At 38.0% G+C, this 20,402-nt stretch carries 15 protein-coding genes, 1 rRNA gene and 1 pseudogene; 6 read left to right on the top strand and 11 right to left on the bottom strand.

Annotated elements, in window-relative coordinates:
• Positions 1–97 precede the first annotated feature (97 nt).
• The gene (pdxR, locus tag A8F95_RS05655; protein WP_065409654.1) at positions 98–1,477 is read right to left on the bottom strand and encodes a MocR-like pyridoxine biosynthesis transcription factor PdxR; all 1,380 of its coding nucleotides are present in this window, start codon (positions 1,475–1,477) and stop codon (positions 98–100) included.
• Between the two features lie 128 nt (positions 1,478–1,605).
• On the opposite strand from pdxR, the gene A8F95_RS05660 reads away from it, so the two are divergent.
• Together A8F95_RS05660 and A8F95_RS05665 are read left to right on the top strand one after the other, a co-directional pair.
• Positions 1,606–2,235 (top strand): FMN-binding negative transcriptional regulator, encoded by a 630-nt coding sequence (locus A8F95_RS05660; RefSeq protein ID WP_065409655.1) that lies wholly within the window; start codon positions 1,606–1,608, stop codon positions 2,233–2,235.
• Between the two features lie 987 nt (positions 2,236–3,222).
• Complete coding sequence (locus A8F95_RS05665) at positions 3,223–4,167, top strand: urea transporter (RefSeq protein ID WP_245671142.1); 945 nt, start codon at positions 3,223–3,225, stop codon at positions 4,165–4,167.
• A 613-nt stretch (positions 4,168–4,780) separates the two neighbouring features.
• Here the strand turns inward: A8F95_RS05665 and A8F95_RS05670 are convergent.
• The 7 genes from A8F95_RS05670 to A8F95_RS05700 all read right to left on the bottom strand — a co-directional run bounded on the left by A8F95_RS05670 (position 4,781) and on the right by A8F95_RS05700 (position 9,735).
• Positions 4,781–5,533, bottom strand: coding sequence for a glucose 1-dehydrogenase (locus tag A8F95_RS05670; RefSeq protein ID WP_065409656.1), 753 nt, complete (start codon positions 5,531–5,533; stop codon positions 4,781–4,783).
• A 28-nt stretch (positions 5,534–5,561) separates the two neighbouring features.
• Positions 5,562–6,083 carry a DUF2179 domain-containing protein gene (locus A8F95_RS05675; RefSeq protein WP_065409657.1) on the bottom strand — a complete coding sequence of 174 codons (522 nt, stop codon included), beginning with the start codon at positions 6,081–6,083 and terminating at the stop codon, positions 5,562–5,564.
• 223 nt (positions 6,084–6,306) lie between these two features.
• Positions 6,307–6,858, bottom strand: coding sequence for an NADPH-dependent FMN reductase (ssuE, locus tag A8F95_RS05680; protein ID WP_065409658.1), 552 nt, complete (start codon positions 6,856–6,858; stop codon positions 6,307–6,309).
• Positions 6,859–7,033: 175 nt separating this feature from the next.
• Positions 7,034–7,327, bottom strand: a complete 294-nt coding sequence (locus A8F95_RS05685; RefSeq protein WP_065409659.1) for a hypothetical protein — start codon at positions 7,325–7,327, stop codon at positions 7,034–7,036.
• A 9-nt stretch (positions 7,328–7,336) separates the two neighbouring features.
• The gene (locus A8F95_RS05690; protein ID WP_065409660.1) at positions 7,337–7,762 is read right to left on the bottom strand and encodes a riboflavin kinase; all 426 of its coding nucleotides are present in this window, start codon (positions 7,760–7,762) and stop codon (positions 7,337–7,339) included.
• A gap of 61 nt (positions 7,763–7,823) precedes the next feature.
• On the bottom strand, positions 7,824–8,576 hold the full coding sequence (locus A8F95_RS05695; protein WP_065409661.1) for an SDR family NAD(P)-dependent oxidoreductase: 753 nt from the start codon (positions 8,574–8,576) through the stop codon (positions 7,824–7,826).
• Positions 8,577–8,643: 67 nt separating this feature from the next.
• Positions 8,644–9,735 (bottom strand): LLM class flavin-dependent oxidoreductase, encoded by a 1,092-nt coding sequence (locus A8F95_RS05700; protein WP_065409662.1) that lies wholly within the window; start codon positions 9,733–9,735, stop codon positions 8,644–8,646.
• Between the two features lie 214 nt (positions 9,736–9,949).
• Here A8F95_RS05700 and A8F95_RS05705 point away from each other — a divergent pair, with 214 nt between their 5' ends.
• Entirely contained in the window at positions 9,950–10,825 is an 876-nt protein-coding gene (locus tag A8F95_RS05705) for a LysR family transcriptional regulator (RefSeq protein WP_065409663.1), read from the top strand.
• A gap of 432 nt (positions 10,826–11,257) precedes the next feature.
• Positions 11,258–12,733: an alanine/glycine:cation symporter family protein gene (locus A8F95_RS05710; RefSeq protein WP_065409664.1), complete on the top strand. Its 1,476-nt coding sequence runs from the start codon at positions 11,258–11,260 to the stop codon at positions 12,731–12,733.
• A gap of 544 nt (positions 12,734–13,277) precedes the next feature.
• On the opposite strand, the pseudogene A8F95_RS22950 reads toward A8F95_RS05710, so the two are convergent.
• Positions 13,278–13,544, bottom strand: a pseudogene (locus tag A8F95_RS22950) (NUDIX hydrolase); the annotation flags it as partial.
• A 282-nt stretch (positions 13,545–13,826) separates the two neighbouring features.
• Between A8F95_RS22950 and A8F95_RS05715 the strand changes: the two are divergent.
• A complete protein-coding gene (locus A8F95_RS05715) occupies positions 13,827–17,315 on the top strand; it encodes a bifunctional 2',3'-cyclic-nucleotide 2'-phosphodiesterase/3'-nucleotidase (protein ID WP_065409665.1) in 3,489 nt (1,162 codons plus the stop codon).
• A 1,066-nt stretch (positions 17,316–18,381) separates the two neighbouring features.
• On the top strand, positions 18,382–18,768 hold the full coding sequence (gene panD / locus A8F95_RS05720; RefSeq protein ID WP_049661872.1) for an aspartate 1-decarboxylase: 387 nt from the start codon (positions 18,382–18,384) through the stop codon (positions 18,766–18,768).
• 582 nt (positions 18,769–19,350) lie between these two features.
• Here the strand turns inward: panD and A8F95_RS23375 are convergent.
• Together A8F95_RS23375 and rrf are read right to left on the bottom strand one after the other, a co-directional pair.
• Complete coding sequence (locus A8F95_RS23375) at positions 19,351–19,530, bottom strand: YjcZ family sporulation protein (protein ID WP_141676230.1); 180 nt, start codon at positions 19,528–19,530, stop codon at positions 19,351–19,353.
• A 571-nt stretch (positions 19,531–20,101) separates the two neighbouring features.
• Positions 20,102–20,217: ribosomal RNA gene (gene rrf / locus A8F95_RS05730) — 5S ribosomal RNA — on the bottom strand.
• Between the last annotated feature and the right edge of the window lie 185 nt (positions 20,218–20,402).

The following is a 20,402-nucleotide window of genomic DNA, read 5'->3' on the forward strand; positions in this document are numbered from 1 at the left end:
CTAGACAAACGCTGATTCTCTGGAGGCCATCGTGTAAGCCATCACTTCTTTCGAGCCGTCTTCACAAATGCCAGCAGCTGTGATAAGGTGGAGACTTTTAAAACCAAGCTTTTTTTAAGAGATTGACGCCAAGTTGGATTTCCTCATCAGAAAGATTACTGAAACCAAGCTTAATAACTGGTTGATCAGAATGATTGTTAACGACGTACGGTGAGATAGGATACACTTTAACACCATAAGCGGAAGCCTGTTTGATGAGCCATTCTTCTGAACGATTCGTGTGTACTTTGACTAATAAGTACAAACCAGACTGTTCGCCAATAATAGATATATGTTGCTTAAACTCTTTTTTTAATAATGCTACTAAGTGCTGCATCTTTCGTTTATAAACAAGACGCATACGCTTAATATGACGATTCCATTCTCCCTCTTCCATGAACTTAGCCATTGCGAGTTGGCTAAGAAGTGAAGTGGTGCTCTCGAAATGACGGAAGTGATTTTTATAACGATCTAATAGCGGTTGTGGCAGCACCATATAACTTAAACGGATTCCTGGAAGGAAGCACTTCGAAAAGTTTCCCAGATAAATAACCCTTGTGGCATCAAGGGAAGCAAGAGCTGGAAATGGCTGTTGTGTGTAACGAAATTCGCTGTCGTAATCGTCTTCGATAATATATCCCTGTATTCTGGCAGCCCAATGAATAAGCATTTGCCGCTGTTGAATGGACATACTTACCCCCATTGGGCTCTGATGGGAAGGCGTTACATAGATTAATCGTGATGTCATTTGTTCTAATTGGGTGAAATCGGCGCCTGTTTCATAAACTGGCAAGGTTTCAAGCATAAAGCGATGGAAATGAAAAGCTTCCCTTGCACCATCATATCCAGGGTCCTCTACTACAACACTTTCGAAATCATCTTTCAGTATATGGCCAAGGTATATAAGCATCTGCTGGGTACTGCTGCCGATAATAATTGCATTTGCCTCTGCTTTTACTCCCCTCGATTGAAACAAATACGCTGCAATCTGTTCTCGCAGGCATATCTCTCCAAAAGGCTCTCCATATTGAAAGCTATCTTGTAATGTTAATACTTGGTTAGCGATTCTTCTCCAGACTTTTAGAGGGAAGTGAGATTGATCTACAGCATCGGCCCGGAAATTGACGAGGACAGGCGGTACCGGCTCGGTTTGCCCTTTATTATGGGAATACAGCTCTTCCTGAACCAAAACAGGCTCCAACTCATTTGCAAAATAACCTTTTCGCCCTTCTCCACGGATATAGCCTTCAGCCACCAGCTGTTCGTAAGCCATTAATGTGGTATTGCGGCTTACGTGAAGGGAGTCTGCAAGTTGACGAATAGGAGGCAATTGTTCATCAGTCTGTATGTCACCTTGCTCAATAAATAATTTAAATTGCTCGTAGATTTGTTTGTATTTAGGAGAGTTATCTTTAAAAGTAAAAATAGTATTTTTCATTTACTGCCCCTTCTGACATGTATAGTTGTTTAATATTGTACCTTTTTTAATGTCAGTTTGTATAATACTATTTTTTTAGCAGGTGTTATGTTGAATACTTCACATTACAATTAAGGAGGAGTTCATTCATGTATATCCCTAAATATTTTAAAGTAACTTCTATGGATGAAATTGAAAAATTTATCCAAAAACATTCATTTGGCACCCTTGTTACCACTAAACAGGGCAGGCCCATTGCTACCCATATTCCTTTATATTTAGAAAAGGATGTAGATGAGGTTAACTATTACCTTACAGGGCACATGGCTTATGGTAATCCTCAATGGAGAACATTTGAGGAATCAGAAGAAGTCTTAGTTATGTATCAGGGACCGCATGCTTATATATCATCTTCTTGGTACAATCACGAAAACGTCCCCACATGGGATTATCAAGCTGTCCATATATATGGAAAAGCAGAAATATTGTCAAAGGAAGAGTTGATAGAAGCGCTTAGCAAGATGCTATATAAATATGAAGGGCACCGTGAAAAACCAGTTTTATGGCACAAGCTTTCTCCTGAGTTGTTAGAGGCGGAATTAAAGGGCATTACTGGTTTCAAAATAAAAGTACAAGAAGTTCAAGCTGCATATAAGCTAAGTCAAAATCATGATGAAGAGGACCAAAAAAATGTTATTAGCAAGCTGTATGAGGAAAATGATCCAAACGCACGTCAGTTGGCCGATACGATGATAAAAAGCTGGAAGCATGCTGACTAAGGATTTTTTTTACGCTTCTAATCGTAAAGATGGTATGTCCGGATAAAAACTACTGATTCAGAGTAGTTTTTCTTTTCAAAGTTTTTGTAATGAGATTACAGACGAATTGTTATCAAAAAATAGGAAATGAGGCTGGAATTTGTCCGTCTGTCACCTTTTACGTTGCGACAGTCATCTCATTCCTAAATATGGATACTACATAATCCTCCACTAGCTCCCGAATTATACATGTAATACATATTAAAAATAGTACTAATACTACCTGTTATTAACTCAAATGTCATGCTTACGGTCCTGCATTTCTTGCTTAACACGGATGGAATGCTAACAATAGTGGTTGCCAATGACGGTTCCTGCACCAATTATGAGGATATAGATGGCCGCTCCCCCGATAAGTGCTCATTTTCAAGAGGACCATAGCGCCGCTTCCTGCTAGTCCATGGACCAAGCCAATGAACATAGAATCCAAATACGTAGTGTTTCTATGCTTACATTTATCGTCATGCTTCCCATTATTTTGGCAGGAATGATGTTTTTAATGATTCCTTAGAAACTGCTGGCAACCATACCATCATTTCTATTAAAAAATAGGCCTCTGCACCTTATAACCTGAATTTTTAATAGTTATTAATTACAAATATTTACTTTTTATCGGAAAAAACTTTCTTTTTTTAAGTTATGTAGTCGAATTAACCAGCAAATAACATACATTCTTATATTGATTCCTTTAAAACCATCATATATCATAATTCTTATATATTAAGGTTATATATTTACTGTAATAAAAAGGGGATAAATATAGATCAAGCAAAAAAGGATGGGCTCCTACAGAAAGGAACCACCCTTTTCTTTTTGTTTTATCTTCTTGTCAATAAGGAATGCTAACAAGGAGATACCCAAGAAAGAATAGACTTGTCACTTTACAATAAAGCAAAAGCTTCTATATTAGAGGAGCAAATCCTAAGAAATTGGAAAGGAAGAATTATCGTGCAAAATACTAATCACACGCGATGGGCTGAAGGGAAATTGGTTTCCTTTCTGATAGCGACTCTAAAAGGCATATCTCAAGTTATGCTCATTGAAAATGCCGTTACTGGACTTATCATTCTCTTAGCCATCACCACCTTTTCTTATTCTTTAGGAATCATTGCTCTGCTGTCGGCTTTTATAGGTACTATCGTTGGGGTAATAGGAGGAGCGAATAAGGAAAGCATCAACCAAGGATTGTTCGGCTATAACTCCGTCTTGACAGGACTTGCGCTCACCTTATTTTTAACTGGACCTTATCATTGGATTATTGCTCTCGTAGGTGCGGCACTAGCAGCACTCTTAACAGCCACTATGATGCATGTTATGAAAAATACAGGAATCCCTGTACTTACGTTTCCCTTTATCACCGTGACTTGGTTTACGATTCTTGCTTCTTACCGTTTAGAAGCATTCCGTTTAACTTCCCGATTTGTTCCGCAAGACTTATCTAATTGGCAATTGGACATAGCTGGAAAAATAAATTGGTTAGAAGGGGCATTTGACGGAATTGGACAGATCTTTTTCATTGAGGGGATCCTATCCGGAATTCTGCTTTTTATTGCGGTATTTGTGGCTGGCTGGAAACTAGGCCTCTATGCTGTATTAGGAAACGTCGTCGCTTTGCTGACTTCCTATCTACTTGGAGGAGAACACACGTTGATTTATAGGGGTCTATACGGATACAATGCTATCCTAGCAATCATCGCCGTGTCTGCAACATTTAATACGGACCACCGCCGCTTTGGTCTGCTTTCAGGTATTTTTGCGGCTTGTTTAACAGTGCCATTCGCTGCAAGCATAGCTACTTGGCTTTTGCCATACGGACTTCCAGCGTTGACCATGCCTTTCGTTCTTAGCACATGGCTTTTCCTAGGAGCCAAAAAAGTACTGCCGAATCTATAAACCCAATTATCCTGCATCTAGAGCGTGTAGGGTAATTAACCTTCTTTATATTGATTTGGATAAAGAAGGTTTAGTGAAATGGTATGAATATAGCACAGATCCTTGTAATAATCCATCTAATACAACAAAATTCCTTTTGTGTCTAATCCCAGTTATAATTATTATTGACTTGATAGTTTCATTCTTTGTGAGAATGTTAATTATGGCGTGTTTTTTCTCTCTGCTTTTGTACTATGATGAAAACCTGTACCTACTTTCCCTCGTCATATGATTTTCGAGTTTAAATGATTATGAAAAACAGCTTTTTGCTGAAAAAACCGTTCGCAAAAGTGTACTTTTACGAACGGATAAGCAATGAAGAAGGTTAATTAAGAAAGGAAGGTAATCAGGTTTGTAGAAATTTTAAAATGAAAAGTAGATGATGAAGATGTCAACAATGCAGTACAGTCACTAGTTGCATTTTGCTTAATTAAAAACTGCCCTAAAGATCCGCATTATCTCATCATAGAGCACTCTTCTTCTTTATGAGTCTCCATTGACTTTTTCAATAATGAAGAGTACATTTTTGTCATATTTTTCACCTTATTTTTTCTCATAAACAATTTACTCTTACTTATAGTGTTAACAACCCTCCATCGATAACCAGTTCAATCCCCGTTACAAATTTGGATTCATCAGAAGCGAGATAAAGAACACCATAAGCAACATCTTCTGGCGCACCCAGATATGGCAATGGTGTATTCTTTTGAGCAAAGGTTTTAGTTTCCTCGCTAGCAAGCTGATGTTCATTCATAGGTGTTATGATAACACCTGGATGTACGGAATTAACTCGGATTTTATCTTTCGCATAGTTAAAAGCTGCATTTTTTGTTAATGATCTAACAGCACCCTTTGATGCTGCATATGCCGCAGAACTGCCACTGCCGATAATACTATCTATTGAAGAAATGTTCACAATAGAACCACTACCAGACTTAAGCATTTCCGGAATGACATGTTTCATTCCAAGATAAACTCCAGTTGAATTGATACTCATCGTTTTGTCCCATTCGTCTAAGGTCGTATCCTTAACGTTATTTGAGATATAAATCCCAGCATTATTAATTAAGATATCTACCTTTCCATAAGTTTCAACTGTAGTATTAACAACAGCTTGCCAGTCTTCCTCAGATGCGACATCATGCTTTAATGCAATGGCTTGCTCTCCACTTTCATTAATCCTTGCAACTACTTGTTCTAGTAATTCAGTCTGCACATCAGTAGCAATCACTTTTGCCCCTTCCCTCGTAAACAATTGAGCCTCATATGCCCCCTGTCCACCTGCCGCTCCTGTAATAATAGCTACTTTTCCAGCTAATTTTCCCATTATTAATTCCCCCTAAAAATAGTCCGTTTTAATTCTTAGCGCTTTTTATACGACCTAACAAAAAACCACCTTTAAAGTAAGTTGGTTCGTAAGACATAATAAAAGCTTGAGGCTCAAACTTTTCAACAGTTGCAATTAATTCACTTTCACGGTTTCGCTTGGTTAATACATCAAGTTTATAACGTTTGCTATCTCGGCCTTCACCAACAAATAGAGTGAACCCAAATCCATTGTTTTTTAAAGTGTCAATTAATTCATCGTTTTTAGACTGAGTATTGATGATGACAAGGATATAGCCAATGGCTAGTTTTTTCTCAATTTTTATTCCATATATAATTCCAACTCCGAACCCCACGGCATAGACTACCATCGCAGCCACACTTTGGTCACCTCCAAATACAAGAGACAATCCAAATACATAGACTAGGATTTCCATGACTCCAAAAATAGAGGCAAGAGCTGTAAGGTTTCTGACTAAGAAAATAGTCCGCAGAGTGAGTAATGGCACATAAATAAGCTGGAGGAATAAAATTAAAAGAATCTCTTTCACATTGGCACCACCTTCATAATCCCTTTTAAACAGATACTCAATCGATTTAGAGAATAAATCGCTCTCTTTTTTAGAGACAATTCGTTAATTATCAATTTAAGAGATTTTTATTTTTCCCTCTATTTAATCGTCATAGTTTTTTTACCTTACCTAAAACAATTAGGTCTCCATCTTATTAATAGATGAGGACCTATGATTTCCCAATAAGTGTTGTTATTATGTTTTATTTGTGAATTGAAGGTAAACACCGGCTTTCTTCTTCCTGTAACACCTGTAGCACCTGGCCAAGCCGCTCTTCAGCCTGAAGATGAATTAGAAACTGGCCACTTTCTGCGTATTCAACCTGAGTATCAAGCACAAAGGCACCTTTCAAAATTAGTCTCGCACCCAGTGCCGATAGTACCGGCTTCAAAGCATACTCAATGACCAGCAAGTGACCAAATGACCCTCCAAGGACAAGCGGCAGAACCGTTTTCCCCTCAAATCCTTTTTGTGGAAGTAAGTCTAGATAGGTCTTCAAGATACCACTATACGAAGCTTTATAAGTAGGCGTTACGATAATGATCACGTCTGCCGCTGCCACCTTTGCATTCGCTTCGATAATAGACTCACTATTAAAGTTGGCGCTGATTAAATCTTCTGCTGGCAATTCATGAACATATATTGTCTCAAACTCAAAGTGATTTGCAGATAAAAACTTTTCCGCTCTGTCTAGTAATCCTTTTAATCTGGACTTTCGGGTATTTCCTCCATAAATTATGACTGCTTTTGTCATGCCCGCTCACCCTTTCTATAGTATAGAAACTCGACTTTTGGGAGGGCTATGCATTTGTATTGGCCAGGCTATTTTGGTAATAATCATTCTATCTGCTTGCCATGTATAGTAATAGGATGCATAACTTTTTAAACTCCCCATACATCCTATTACTTTTCAGCAATCCCACTTACGATTAAGCGTTTCGCTTCCATTCACTCTCTATGAATGCTTTCCAATAATTATTTAAACTAGCAGCTAATCCACCATGCCCAAACTTAATTTTAGAGCCTTTGCTGCCGTGATGAATTAAACTAAGGTAAAACTTTAGAATGTATTTTCTACGCTGAGTAATTTCTTTTATCCCTTTTTGATAAAACCAAGAATCAATGGTATTATATACACCGCGGTTTATTCCAAACTCAGCATCACACCATTGTACAAATAATAAATCAGGTAGATGAATAAGGGTGTTTAGGTCTTTTTTCATATTTTCTCCTTATACATTTACAAAGTCTTTTTTATTTTGATGCCTATAATCCATAATTAGAAATTTGCCTTTAACGTAATCAACATCGCTACGAATCTGTTGAATAAGTTCAGAAACATCTTTAAACAGTATTTCTTTTCTTACTTGAAAACAAATATACACATTTATCTTTTCACCATAAAGATGTTGATTGAAATCCAGTAAATGTACTTCGTAGCTTATCTGAGAGCTATCATTAAATGTTGGCCTTATTCCTATATTCATTACCCCTGAAAACTTACTTCCTTTCCAATCGACAATTACTCCATAGACTCCATAATCTAAGCTGGGAATTTTCGATAATATATGCAAATTCGCCGTAGGGAAACCAATTGTGCGACCAACTTGTTTCCCTGAAATGACTCTTCCTTGAATAGAAGAAATAATTAAATTCATCTCTAGGCACCCCTTTTTAGAGCAAACATACAGTAGTATTGTTTACTAAGGATTCATGGAGTTATTTGGCTGTATAACCTCCATCTATTACCAATTCAGTTCCAGTAACAAATTTTGCTTCGTCTGAAGCAAGATAAAGAACTCCATATGCAACATCCTCAGGATTCCCCAAATATGGAAGTGCTGTCTGGCTGTAAATATATTCGCTGCGCTCCTCATCAGTAAGCTGTTCTGCAGTCATAGGGGTTATAATATAACCTGGGAAGACCGTGTTGACACGAATATTGCTTTTAGCATAATCGATTGCTGTATGTCTCGATAAAGATCGAACAGAGCCTTTTGAAGCAACATAAGCGGCAGAACTGCTTCCTCCCACTATACTGTCAATGGAGGAAATATTAACAATCGAACCTCCACCAGTTTTAAGCATTTCGGCAATCACATATTTCATACCAAGGTAAACCCCTGTTGAATTGATATTTTGAATCTTATTCCACTCTTCTAAAGTGCATTTTTCAATATTATTCGAGATAATAACCCCTGCATTATTCACAAGAATATCTACTTTTCCATAAATATCAATCGTCTGTTCTATCACTGTTTTCCAATCTTCTTCCGAAGAAACATCCAATTTCATGGAAAAGGCTTCTCCTCTAGATTCGCGTATGTTTAAGACTACTTGTTCGAGAAGATCCATTTGTACATCAACTGCAACAACTTTTGCTCCTTCTTTTGCAAAAATTTCAGCTTCAGCCGCGCCTTGTCCACTGGCTGCCCCTGTAATTATAGCTACTTTTCCATTTAAACGCCCCATTAACAACACCTCTTAACGATTTATGAGAATACAATTCAGTTTTATTAGAAAAACGTTAATCACTCTATTAATAGTAAACTTTCCGATTCTTTTTTAATCTTGGCAGAACCTCTTCTTTTAGTAATCTCATCGATTTTTTCCATACTTCGGGATTGTCAAGGTAATCATAACCAGGCGTTAGTAAAGTACCGAAACCACCTGAAATTTCATAGAAATGATCCAGTTTCTTTGCTACAGTATCAGGTGAGCCAATAAACCAGCAATTCTCTGCTATATAATCTACCGTCACCTCTTCATCTGGAATATCCTCATTCTCTTTAAAAATAGCCAGCCTGCCTAAGTTCTTAAATAAAGGAATTGTGTATTCTCTAAAGTGTCTTCCCATCATCGAATTTACTGAATGCTCATAGGCTTCTTCATCCGTCTCGGCCACGAAAATATTTTTGCCGACTCTCCACTCTTCGCGGTTAGGTGTTCTGCCACTCTGTTTTGCCCCCTCAACAATTGATTCCCAGTTTTTAGACGCTGCGCTATGTCTATAAGCTAAACTCATAGGAATAAAACCTCGTTGGCCTGCAATTTTCAATGTCGCTGAATGAGGGCTCAAACCGGCCACCCCAATTGGTGGATGCGGCTTTTGATAAGGCGTCATATGAGGGCCCAATACATCAAACATCCGATCCGTTTTATTTACGTTCCAGTACTTGCCTCTATATTCAAATGGTTCTGTCTCTGTCCATAGTTTAAGAATAATTTCGAGTGCTTCAGCAGTCATTTTCACATTTTCACCTGTGCTCCCATCTACGTTAAACAGAGCCAAATCACTCCCTAAACCACTAGATCCAGCACCGAATAAAAACCTTCCTTGAGATAAATGATCTAAGTAAGCTGCACGGTGGGCTAATTCAGCTGGATGATGATACGGCAACAAGTACGCACCCACTCCTAATTTAATCTGTTTTGTCTGAAGCAGCGCCTGGGCTACTACAAGATCGGGAGCAGGAATTGGTTCCCATTCTGCTGTAAAGTGTTCTCCCATCCACACTTCCTCATAACCCAATTCATCTGCATACTTAATCATTTCCAAATCCCATTGTGTCGCTTCATAATAAGATCTTTCTGGGGGATGAGAAGCATATAAGAATAAGCCTAGTTTCATTGCACATTCCTCCTGATTTTAAATGTATTATTTTAAATAAAAGGTCTTCGCTTTCACTAAAACAATCCTGTTGATCAGAAAAGTGTAAAGGTTTACATCAGTTCCTTTCTTTTAAAATTTGTTGTTAATTTAAACTATACTCATGCTATTTACATAAGTAAAATGAATATTTATAATATTCAGTATAAATAAAACGAATGTATGAGGTGAGCTAATGACTATTTCACGATATGAAGTAATCAATAAAGTTGTAGAATTAAAGAGCCTTACAAAAGCCGGGATCGCGCTTAATTTAACACAGCCTGGCGTAAGCCATGCCATTAATAGTCTTGAATCAGAATGGGGAATACCGTTAATCAGAAGGTCTCGTTCGGGCGTTCAATTAACAAGTGATGGAGAACGTATTATCAAACACATTCGAGAACTATTACGAATTAACGATGAAATCAATCAAGAAGTGGCTGCGATAAAGGGGTTGGAGATAGGAACAGTTAGAGTAGGGACTTTTGCAAGTGTAGCATCCCAGTGGCTGCCTAAAATAATCACTTATTTTCAAAAAAGCAATCCTAATATTGAGATTGAGTTATTTGAAGGAGACTATAAAAAGATTGAGCAGTGGTTGTTAAATAATGAAGTGGATTGTGGGTTTTTGGCTTTGCCTGCTTCTTCTAAATCACTCAATGTCATTCCATTAAAAAAAGATCCAATGGTTTGTATTGTTTCGAATCAAAATCCACTACATAAACAAAAGAAAATTTTGTTCAGTCAGATTGAACAGGAACCATTTATTATTCCTAGAGAAGGAGGAGATACTGACGTAACGAGGATTTTTAAAAAACATAACATTAAACCGAATATTAAGTATGAGTTATACGAAGATAAAGCTATTGTCTCAATGGTTGAAAATAATCTTGGTATTAATATTTTGTCAGAAATGGTAGCACGGGAAGAATCCTCTAAAGATTTTTCTATTCTTGAATTAGAAGTTAATAGTTATCGGTTAATAGGCCTTGCAACACTCCCTACTATATCGCCAGCAACCGAAAAATTTATAGCACATGTAAAAACATGGGTGGAGCAATTTTCGTAGACTTTTATATAACTAATCTACTTACATTAGTAATTCTAATTCTTACTATCATTTATATTCATTTTACATGTATCCAAGATTAGTCAATAATCTAAATATATTTTCAGGCAAATTGAACTATCTGTATTTTTTACCATTTAACCTAAAAAGGAGCGATGCCACTATTTTCATGAAGAACCAGAAAAATTTATAAAGAAGAGTTTTGAAGTGATCAACTTCTTCCCGCTGTTCTTCCAAGAAATACGCAAGTAAATATGCAATATAGTGTACTTTATGCAAAATTTTTTCTGAAAAATCAGTATATTTTAATAATTCATGAGAATTATTAAAAACCACACCCATTGTTAAACAACAATTCGATCTGTTCATCATCTTTACGGAAAGTGCTACTACTCTTTTGTTTGACGCTAAAAATAAAGGGGGAATTTTTCAATGGAATCTGCAATTAGTTGGATGAATGCGATAGTCTGGAGTAAGGCATTGGTTTTCCTTTTCCTAGGGGTAGGAATCTTTTTCTCAATTGCTACTCGATTTGTTCAGTTGAGGTACCTAAAAGATATGTTCAAACTAACATTTCAACGTCAACGTTCTGAGGTTGGAGTAAGCTCATTCCAAGCTCTATCTATGTCAATTGGCAGCAGGGTTGGGACAGGCAATATTGCCGGGGTTGCGGTTGCGATCGCCTTGGGAGGACCTGGTGCAGTCTTCTGGATGTGGTTGATGGCTTTGTTTAGCAGTGCTACTGCCTTTATTGAAACTACTCTTACCCAAGTATACAAAAGAAAAGTAGGAACCGATTATCGCGGAGGCCCGCCTTACTACTTTGAAAAAGGACTTAAATCCAAAAAGTTTGCGAACATATTTGCTATAATGCTAATCGTTATTTTAGGGCTTTTGTATCCTGGCATCCAATCCAATACAATCGCTATTTCAATGGAGAATGCATTTGGAATAACACCGGCTATTTCAGGCTTGTTTGTAACACTTTGTCTCGGTGCTATTGTCTTGGGCGGTGTTAAACGAATTGCAAAAACGGCTGAAATAATCGTGCCCTTTATGGCTATCGGTTACCTAATAGTGTGTGCGATTATTCTAGTCTTAAACACTTCTCAACTGCCTGCTGTTATTTCCCTCATTGTTTCCAGTGCTTTAGGCATCCACGCTACTTTTGGTGGAGCGATCGGCACAGCCATCGCTATGGGCGTTCAAAGGGGAGCTTATTCTAACGGCGCAGGAACAGGTACTGAGACTTTTGAATCTGGGGCAGCAGAGGTATCCCATCCAGCTAAACAGGGATTGGTGCAATCTCTATCTGTTTATATCGATACGTTGGTAGTTTGTTCTGCAACCGCTTTTATGATTCTTTTAACGGGAATGTATGATGTGAAGGTCACTGATGGACCAGACACGGCAAATAATATGAGTGCTATCGAACCGTCGTTATACACGCAATACGCAGTGGAATCACAAATTTCAAACTTTGGTGCACCATTTCTCGCCATTGCTATTTTATTCTTTTGCTTCACCTGTATCGTAGCTTTTTATTATAAGGCAGAAACAAGCCTTATCTATCTCAATAGCAAACGAAAAATGGCATGGCCAAGATATGCTTTAATTTTAACATTTCTGGTTATAACGTATTTTGGCAGTGTAAAAACATCGTCACTTGGATGGGCAATGGGAGACTTAGGTATAGGATCGTTAGCTTGGGTACACTTAATTGCCTTATTATTCCTCACAAAACCAGCGTTAAAAGTATTGAAAGATTATGAACTTCAAAAAAAGCAAGGCATAGATCCTGTATTTAACCCCGTAAAAGCAGGGATAGAGGGTGCTGAATTCTGGGAAGAATATTCAAAAGAGCACAAAGATTCATCAGATAACCAAAAAAAGAAAACTATCTCTTAAAATGATAGCGCTATCTTTAGTGTCTAATTAGAAAATTATACTTTTTCAGAATAAGCATCAAAATTAAGGTTCAAGCGCAAAGACTGCATTTATTTGAAAGAGGTATATAGATTCCTAATGAAGTCTGATCTTATATATACATTTCAAATATTTGATGAATGAACTCCACTTGTCTTTTGACAGACTTGTCTTATAGAAAAAGTTGTCCTTTTTAATGATACGCATAGCTGTAGAGAGATAATAAAGTTATTTAATTTTGTTATAAAGATATAAGAGCATTACTACATTTAATTGTGTAGTAATGCTCTTTAAAGTTGTTTAATTCTTATTCAGCTAAAGCACCAGTTAGTTTAAGAAGGGTTTTTAAACAACTATATTATTTTTTAGCGGATTTCAAAACCTAAAAAAGTCAATTTCCTGTAAATTAAGGAACCGACTTTTTAGGTTCCTTATTCAAGTAATTCCCATAAAAAAAGATTATTTTTATCCTTGTTGGTGAAGATTGCCTCATCGGTGGCTCCCCGTTACTTCAATAAGAATTACACTAATGAATAAACGCCAATTCTCTATTAGCAAGTGCATCGTTTAACCCTAGAGAATGCATTTTCAATAGGTATTGCAGTAGGTTCTGTTGTTCAAAAACCTTACTTTTTAGTGACTCAGAAGAATCATATCGTAGTCCTCCACTAGTAATTTCAGCAAGAAAACAGGTTGTTATAAAATGGACTACTTTACTATTTGGATAAGCAAACACCTGTGAATGAGGGTCAGAGTACACACCAATAAGTTTTTTAATTCTTATATCTAAATGATATTATCGTAAAGTTTACAGGCTGCACAGTTGGTCTTATAATCCTGATAGTCCACGGCGTCCTCCATATTTAGTACATATTCACACTGAACATAGAGCCAGAAGATACTTAAAACATTTTCCTGTTCCCCACTTCGCAACACCAAACTTTAGAACTGCTAATTTACATTAAGTTTACTAAATTTTAAGAATAGTACTACCTTAAGCCTCATTTATATATAAGCAGTTCTTTTTATAATTAAAAAGAGTTTAAAAAACACAACTATTAAGGAGCTGTTTCCGTTGAGAAAACCTTTAATGAAGGCCGGGAAGACATTAGCAGTAACGACGATGGCATTATCTGTCTTAGCTGCTCCAATTTCCTATAATTCAGTGATGGCTGCCAAGCCAGATCAGACTGGCAAACACGAGGTATCCTTGCGAATCCTTGGAACATCAGATATTCATACCAACCTTTATAATTATGATTATTATAAGGATGCCGAAACGTTGGAATTTGGTCTTGCTAAAACAGCTACTCTTATCAATGAAGCGAGAGAGGAAGCCCAAAACACTCTCCTTTTTGACAATGGTGACCTGATTCAAGGAAACCCGCTTGGCGATTATAAAGCAAAAGTGGACAAGCTGGAAGATGGCGAACTTCATCCAGTCTTTCAAGCAATGGAGCAATTAGATTATGATGCAGCAACCGTTGGAAATCACGAGTTTAACTATGGACTCGAGTTCCTTGATGAAGTACTGGACGATGCACCGATGCCTTATGTTAACGCGAATGTATATATAGATGATCAAGACAACGACCCATCTAATGATAAAAACGCCTTCAAACCTTATACCATTTTAAAGAAAAAAGTAGTAGATGGACGCGGAAAAACGCAGGTAATTAAAGTCGGTGTAGTCGGTGCCGTGGCCCCGCAAATTCTCCAGTGGGATAAAGCCCACCTTGATGGTAAGGTGATCACAAAAGATATTGTTGAATCGGTCAAAGCACAAATTCCTCAAATGAAAAAAGAAGGCGCGGATCTTATCGTCGCCCTTGCCCACTCCGGAATCGGAGACGAAGAAGTAGTTAAAATGGAGGAAAATGCCGCTTATGACCTGACAAGTGTGGAAGGTATAGACGCCATCATTTCCGGTCATAGTCATTCTACCTTTCCAGGAAACTATGCAAATCTGCCTGGGGTAGACACTGAAAACGGAACGATTAACGGTGTTCCTGTCGTAATGCCAGGAAGCTGGGGAAGTCACCTTGGTGTCATCGATTTAAACATAGCGAAAGAAAAAGGCAAATGGGTTATCAAAAGTTCTGAAGCAGAAATCAGAACGATTTATGACAAAGCAACCAAAACAAGCTTGGCTGAACCTGATGATAAAGTATTAAAAGCGGTTAAAGAAGCACACGAAGAAACTGTTAATTATATCCGCCAGCCGGTGGGGACAACAACGGCTGATATTCATAGCTATTTTGCTCTTGTTCAGGACGACCCTTCCATCCAGATTGTGACCAATGCCCAAAAATGGTATGTGGAGAAAAAAGTACAGGGTACCCCTGATGAAAACCTGCCAATTCTTTCAGCAGGAGCGCCATTTAAAGCAGGCGGAAGAAGCGGAGCTAATTACTATACATATATTCCAGAAGGAACCATTGCGATTAAAAACGTGGCAGACCTTTATCTTTATCCAAACACTGTAGCCACTGTTAAAATTACAGGCAGCGATGTAAAAGAATGGCTTGAAATGTCTGCAGGCCAATTTAATCAAATTGACCCGTCTGTAAGTGAAGAACAGCCATTGATTAATACCAATTTTTCAACCTATAACTACGATGTAATTGACGGTGTAACCTACGAAATTGATGTAACAGAGCCAGCTAAGTATGATAAAGATGGCAATCTTGTGAATGCTGACGCAAACCGAATTAAAAATTTACAGTACAACGGCCAGCCCATCGATCTTGAACAGGAATTCCTTGTTGTGACAAACAACTATCGTGCAGGTGGCAATTTCCCTGGCGTCAAAAATCAGACAGCTGTAGAAATGTATCCAGATGAAAACCGTCAGGCGATTATTGATTATATTGAGGAACAGAAAACCATTGATCCGTCTGCAGATGGAAACTGGACCTTCTCCCCTGTGGGTGGCGATGTAAATGTTGCTTTTGAATCTTCGCCAGACGCGGAAAAGGCCCTTTTACCTGGAAGCGGGATTGAATTTACAGGTGACGGTGCAGACGGATTTGGCAAGTATTCTATGAAACTGCCAGTTGCAGAATCTCAGGAGCCTTTCGAGCTTCAGCTTTTGGGCATTAATGATTTCCACGGACAGCTGGACACGTATAACTCCAGCATTAATGCAGGAGGAGTCGAATATTTAGCCGCCTATTTAAAACAGCGTGAAGCGGAAAACTCTAATACATTACTCGTTCATGCCGGAGATGTTGTTGGTGCCAGTTCACCAGTATCTGCCCTATTACAGGATGAACCGACCATCTATATTCTGAATGAACTTGGCTTTGATGTCGGTACCGTTGGCAATCATGAATTTGACGAAGGCATTGAAGAAATGATGCGTCTTATCAATGGAGGAAGCCATCCGAAGACGGTCGAGAAATATGGTAAATTTGAAGGGGCAAACTTTCCTTATATCGCAGCCAATGTCATTGATGCGAAAACAAAGAAAACCATTCTTGAGCCTTATCATATTGAAGAAGTAAATGGAGTACCAATTGGTTTTATTGGTGTGGCTTTGTCAGATACACCGGACATTGTCATCCCAAGTGCGACTGAGGGGATTGAATTTACAGATGAAACAAAGGCCATTAATAAATATACGGCAGAGTTAAAAGCAAAAGGCGTTGAAACGATTATTGTTTTAGCCCATAACCCTTCCTATTCAAAAGCAGACGGCTCAAATGCATCGGAAGAACTAATTGATATTGCCCGTAATGCAGATGATGAGGTCGATGTTTTATTTGGCGGCCATAATCATTCGTACACGAACACTACAGTAGATGGAAAGGTAGTTGTCCAGTCATATGCTTCTGGAACAGCTTTTTCTGATGTGGACCTATTGATCGATCCTGACACTAAGGATGTGATTTCAGCAGAATCAGAAATCGTCACAACTTACCGTGATCGCATCACTCCTGATGCAGAAATAAGAGCCATTTTGGATAGATATATGACTGATGTTGCGGGCCAGTTAAATGAAGTGATTGGCACTACTCCAACTGCGATTACAAGAACAACAAATGCAGCTGGTGAATCAGCTATGGGAAATCTCATTGCCGATTCGATGAGAGCTCAAACAGGTACAGATTTTGCTTTTATGAATCCGGGCGGAGTTCGCGCAGACATTGATGCTGGTGAAATTACTTGGAAAGAAGCTTTCACAGTCCAGCCGTTTGGAAATGACCTTGTAAAAATGACGGTAACCGGAGCGGACATTAAAACATTATTAGAACAGCAATGGGGCAGCAAAGTTCGTATCATGCCAGTTTCAGGTCTTAAAGTTTCCTATGATGATTCCCGTGCTGCTGGAGACCGCATTGTTTCCATCGTGAAGGACGACGGGACACCAGTTCAAATGGATCAGAATTACACGATAACAGTGAACAACTATATGGCTGGCGGCGGCGATGGTTACACAGTATTGGCTGGTATCACCAACCGTACAATCGACGTAGTCGATCTTGATGCATTAGTTAATTATATTAAGGCCAACGACGTGGTGAACTCTCAAATCGAAGGACGCGTGACAAAATTAAATTAAAAACGACTGATTTTAAGAGAGTACTAGGTTTACCTGGTGCTCTTCTTTTATCAGCGGAACAGTTCAGTATTGTTTCTTCGTTTCTCGTATTGCAATACTCGGGCTTATTAAATATTGTCCGTTTAGCTTAAGTATATTTCTTTCAGCCCCTTTCTGAGGTCTTAGCAATAAGCTCTTAATTATCAACAAGTGGGATTCATATAGCTTTCCCTAGCAACAAATTAGTGACTAGAACTCCTTTTAGCAACCCAAGAAGAGTAATAGATATTTTGTTGCCTTTCCTTATCGCCTACTCTTTTATTCGTTTTTCTAAGATTTTTCGAGTTAACTAAATTCGATAACTTAGCTATGCATAGAAGTTCATAATCGTGGAATGTATCTTGGTTGATTAGGAGATCTCTGTTTGTTTTTTTGCTATATCATATAGGATTTATCCTACCTCCTTCCTGATTTGTGTATAGATGAAAGAAGCTCAAAAGAGCATTGTTTGTTTTGGATATGGCCATGAACTGATTAGTCCAGACTAGAACGTGTCAAACGCTTTAAGTCCCTTTTTTAAAAAGCTTTTTCATCAATCTACAATATAGATTTTATAAGCGTTACGAATAACCTGCCCGCATATTTGAATCAGCAAGATCCAAATATGCGGGCATTCGCTTCTCACCAAATTAAATAAAACAATGTTTAAGTCCGATTCTCCATATCCTCATTAACTTATTGTCAGGTGTTTAGATTACACTTTCTGTCTTCCACAAGAGAATACATGCTTTCAGCCACATTGGTACAGTAATCGTTCCCTCTTTCTAAAAGCGGCAGATCAAGGTAAGTTGGGTGACTTGCGGAAGCGACTCTGGATTGGTTTGATTCATCGAAGGTTAGCTTCTCATCCATTCTTCATACAAATCATCGTCCATTTCCGCTATCCTTTTTGACTTTTCTATATCCTCTTCTTTAAAAGCTTTTAAAGATCATACAAAAGAATCTCTTTAATAAAGGTATCTATCACGTACACTTCTGCAGCGACTTGAATATGAAGAGATTAACGGCATAATTTGGAGGGTTCAAATTGAAACGGTATATTTGCAAAGGAAAAATTCATAGAGCAACTGTAACAGAAGCGAATTTAGATTATCCAGGCAGCATAACGATAGACAAGGAATTAATGAAGGCTGTCGGGATATTACCATATGAAATGGTACAGATTACAAGCTTTCGAAATGCAACCAGATGGAAGACCTATGCTATTCCCGGTGAAGCAAACTCAGGTGTCATTTGTCTGAACGGCCCTCCTGCGCATCTTTTTACAAAAGGAGATCAGGTAGTCATCCTATGTATAGGAATCTTTGAAGAAGATGAAATGGACGAATTAAAAACTAAGGTAGCTTATGTAGACGAAAGAAATAATATTGTTGAACTTGCAGAAAACCCGCTAACAGATTTATGGGGAGATTAAATCGACATAAATAATTGACCAAAAAATTCCTCCTAAACAAATGAGAAAAACATAAGGTCTGAAGCTTTATTCTACTGTTACCCTTGCGCCTGCGTGGCACAAGGGCACTTTCAAGTGTATCGGTTCACCATTTAAAGTTATTAGTGAGTATCTGGATGAGATGGAATCATAAAATAATATAAAATTGTAAAGATGGAATAATGTATTTACATCTTTACAATTTTATAGGTGTTCGGGCAAAAAGACTTATCTATGATAAAAGCTGTCCATTAATATTAAAAAAAGGTGCTGGTTGTGAAATCAGCACCTTTTTTACTCTTGAGAAATGAAAAGTAAACCATTGTATGAACAGTGAAGTCCATTCTTCATATGAAAATCAAATGAATAATCCACCACATTTGAAAAGCTTTAGCAGATTATACATTCGTCTTATAAAGGGTAGAAAGTAAAAAAATAATTAGGGTAATAACATGGAATCAATCCATCATATGCCCTCTACAAGGATTAAAGATACCCCGTCTAGGAGAGTTTATTGAATCAGCAAGGCGTGTTTATACTGATATAACAACTCACAGGAGAAGATTACCAGCAGCATGCCGCCCCAACAATGATCAGCAAAATAAATAAAACAACGATCAGGACAAAACTCCTACCGTAGCCGCATCCGCTATTATATACCGGGTAACAACATGGGGTATAGGCTGGATAAGTGAGATGCTCCGGGTAAACTTCCGGGCTTACAAGTGGTTGATTCGGGGGGATATTTGGCTCTACAAATGGCTGGTTCGGAGAAATATTCGGCCCTACAAATGGCTGGTTCGGAGAAATATTTGGCCCTACAAATGGCATATTGTTCACTTTTAACTCTCCTCATCATTATTTTAACTACATGTTAGTATATGTGTCCCTATTTATTAATGGATAGACATCTACCCATTTATTAGTTTTTAATAAATTTACTTTTGGGGAGCTACTCCAATAAAAAGCGAGGTTTCATTTCGTAAAACATACCAGGTTGAAGATTATTTTGTAAATGCAATAAACAATTATTTCTGCCGATTGATTTAGTAACGATTTTACTTCCGTGATGACCATTTAAATATTCCTTAACGGCCTCTATTTTTTCTTGTGTAGTAAATTTAACCATAAAAAAACTGCACTCTAATTGTTAAGAATGTCTAACAATTAGGGTGCAGTTCAAACTGACAAGATGCCTTTTTATATTTGATTTATACGCCTTAAAGAATTTAAACTCTCGCGCCTCTTCAGCGTCTTGAGTACTTTCTAAAAAAATAATAACTTCACAGGCAAGATCACCCCAATAAGGGGACTTGCCTGGCAGCGTCCTACTCTCACAAGGGGAAGCCCCTCACTACCATCGGCGCTGAAGAGCTTAACTTCCGTGTTCGGGATGGGAACGGGTGTGGCCTCTTCGCTATCGCCACCAGACTGTATAAAGCTGAAAGAGTTTATTCTTTCAAAACTGGATAATATGTTTCAGTAACCGGCAATACGATGTTAATCGCTTTTCGTTATGATCTAGCTGCAGGGGCTAGCACGTACGCTGATTTCACTCTCTCTGTCGGAGTCTACAAAACGACTCCTTGTCGAGAGCTCCAATCCGCTATCGTGCT

Origin of the sequence: Pseudobacillus wudalianchiensis (genome assembly GCF_001685015.1) — a bacterium.
GTDB lineage: Bacteria > Bacillota > Bacilli > Bacillales > Domibacillaceae > Pseudobacillus > Pseudobacillus wudalianchiensis.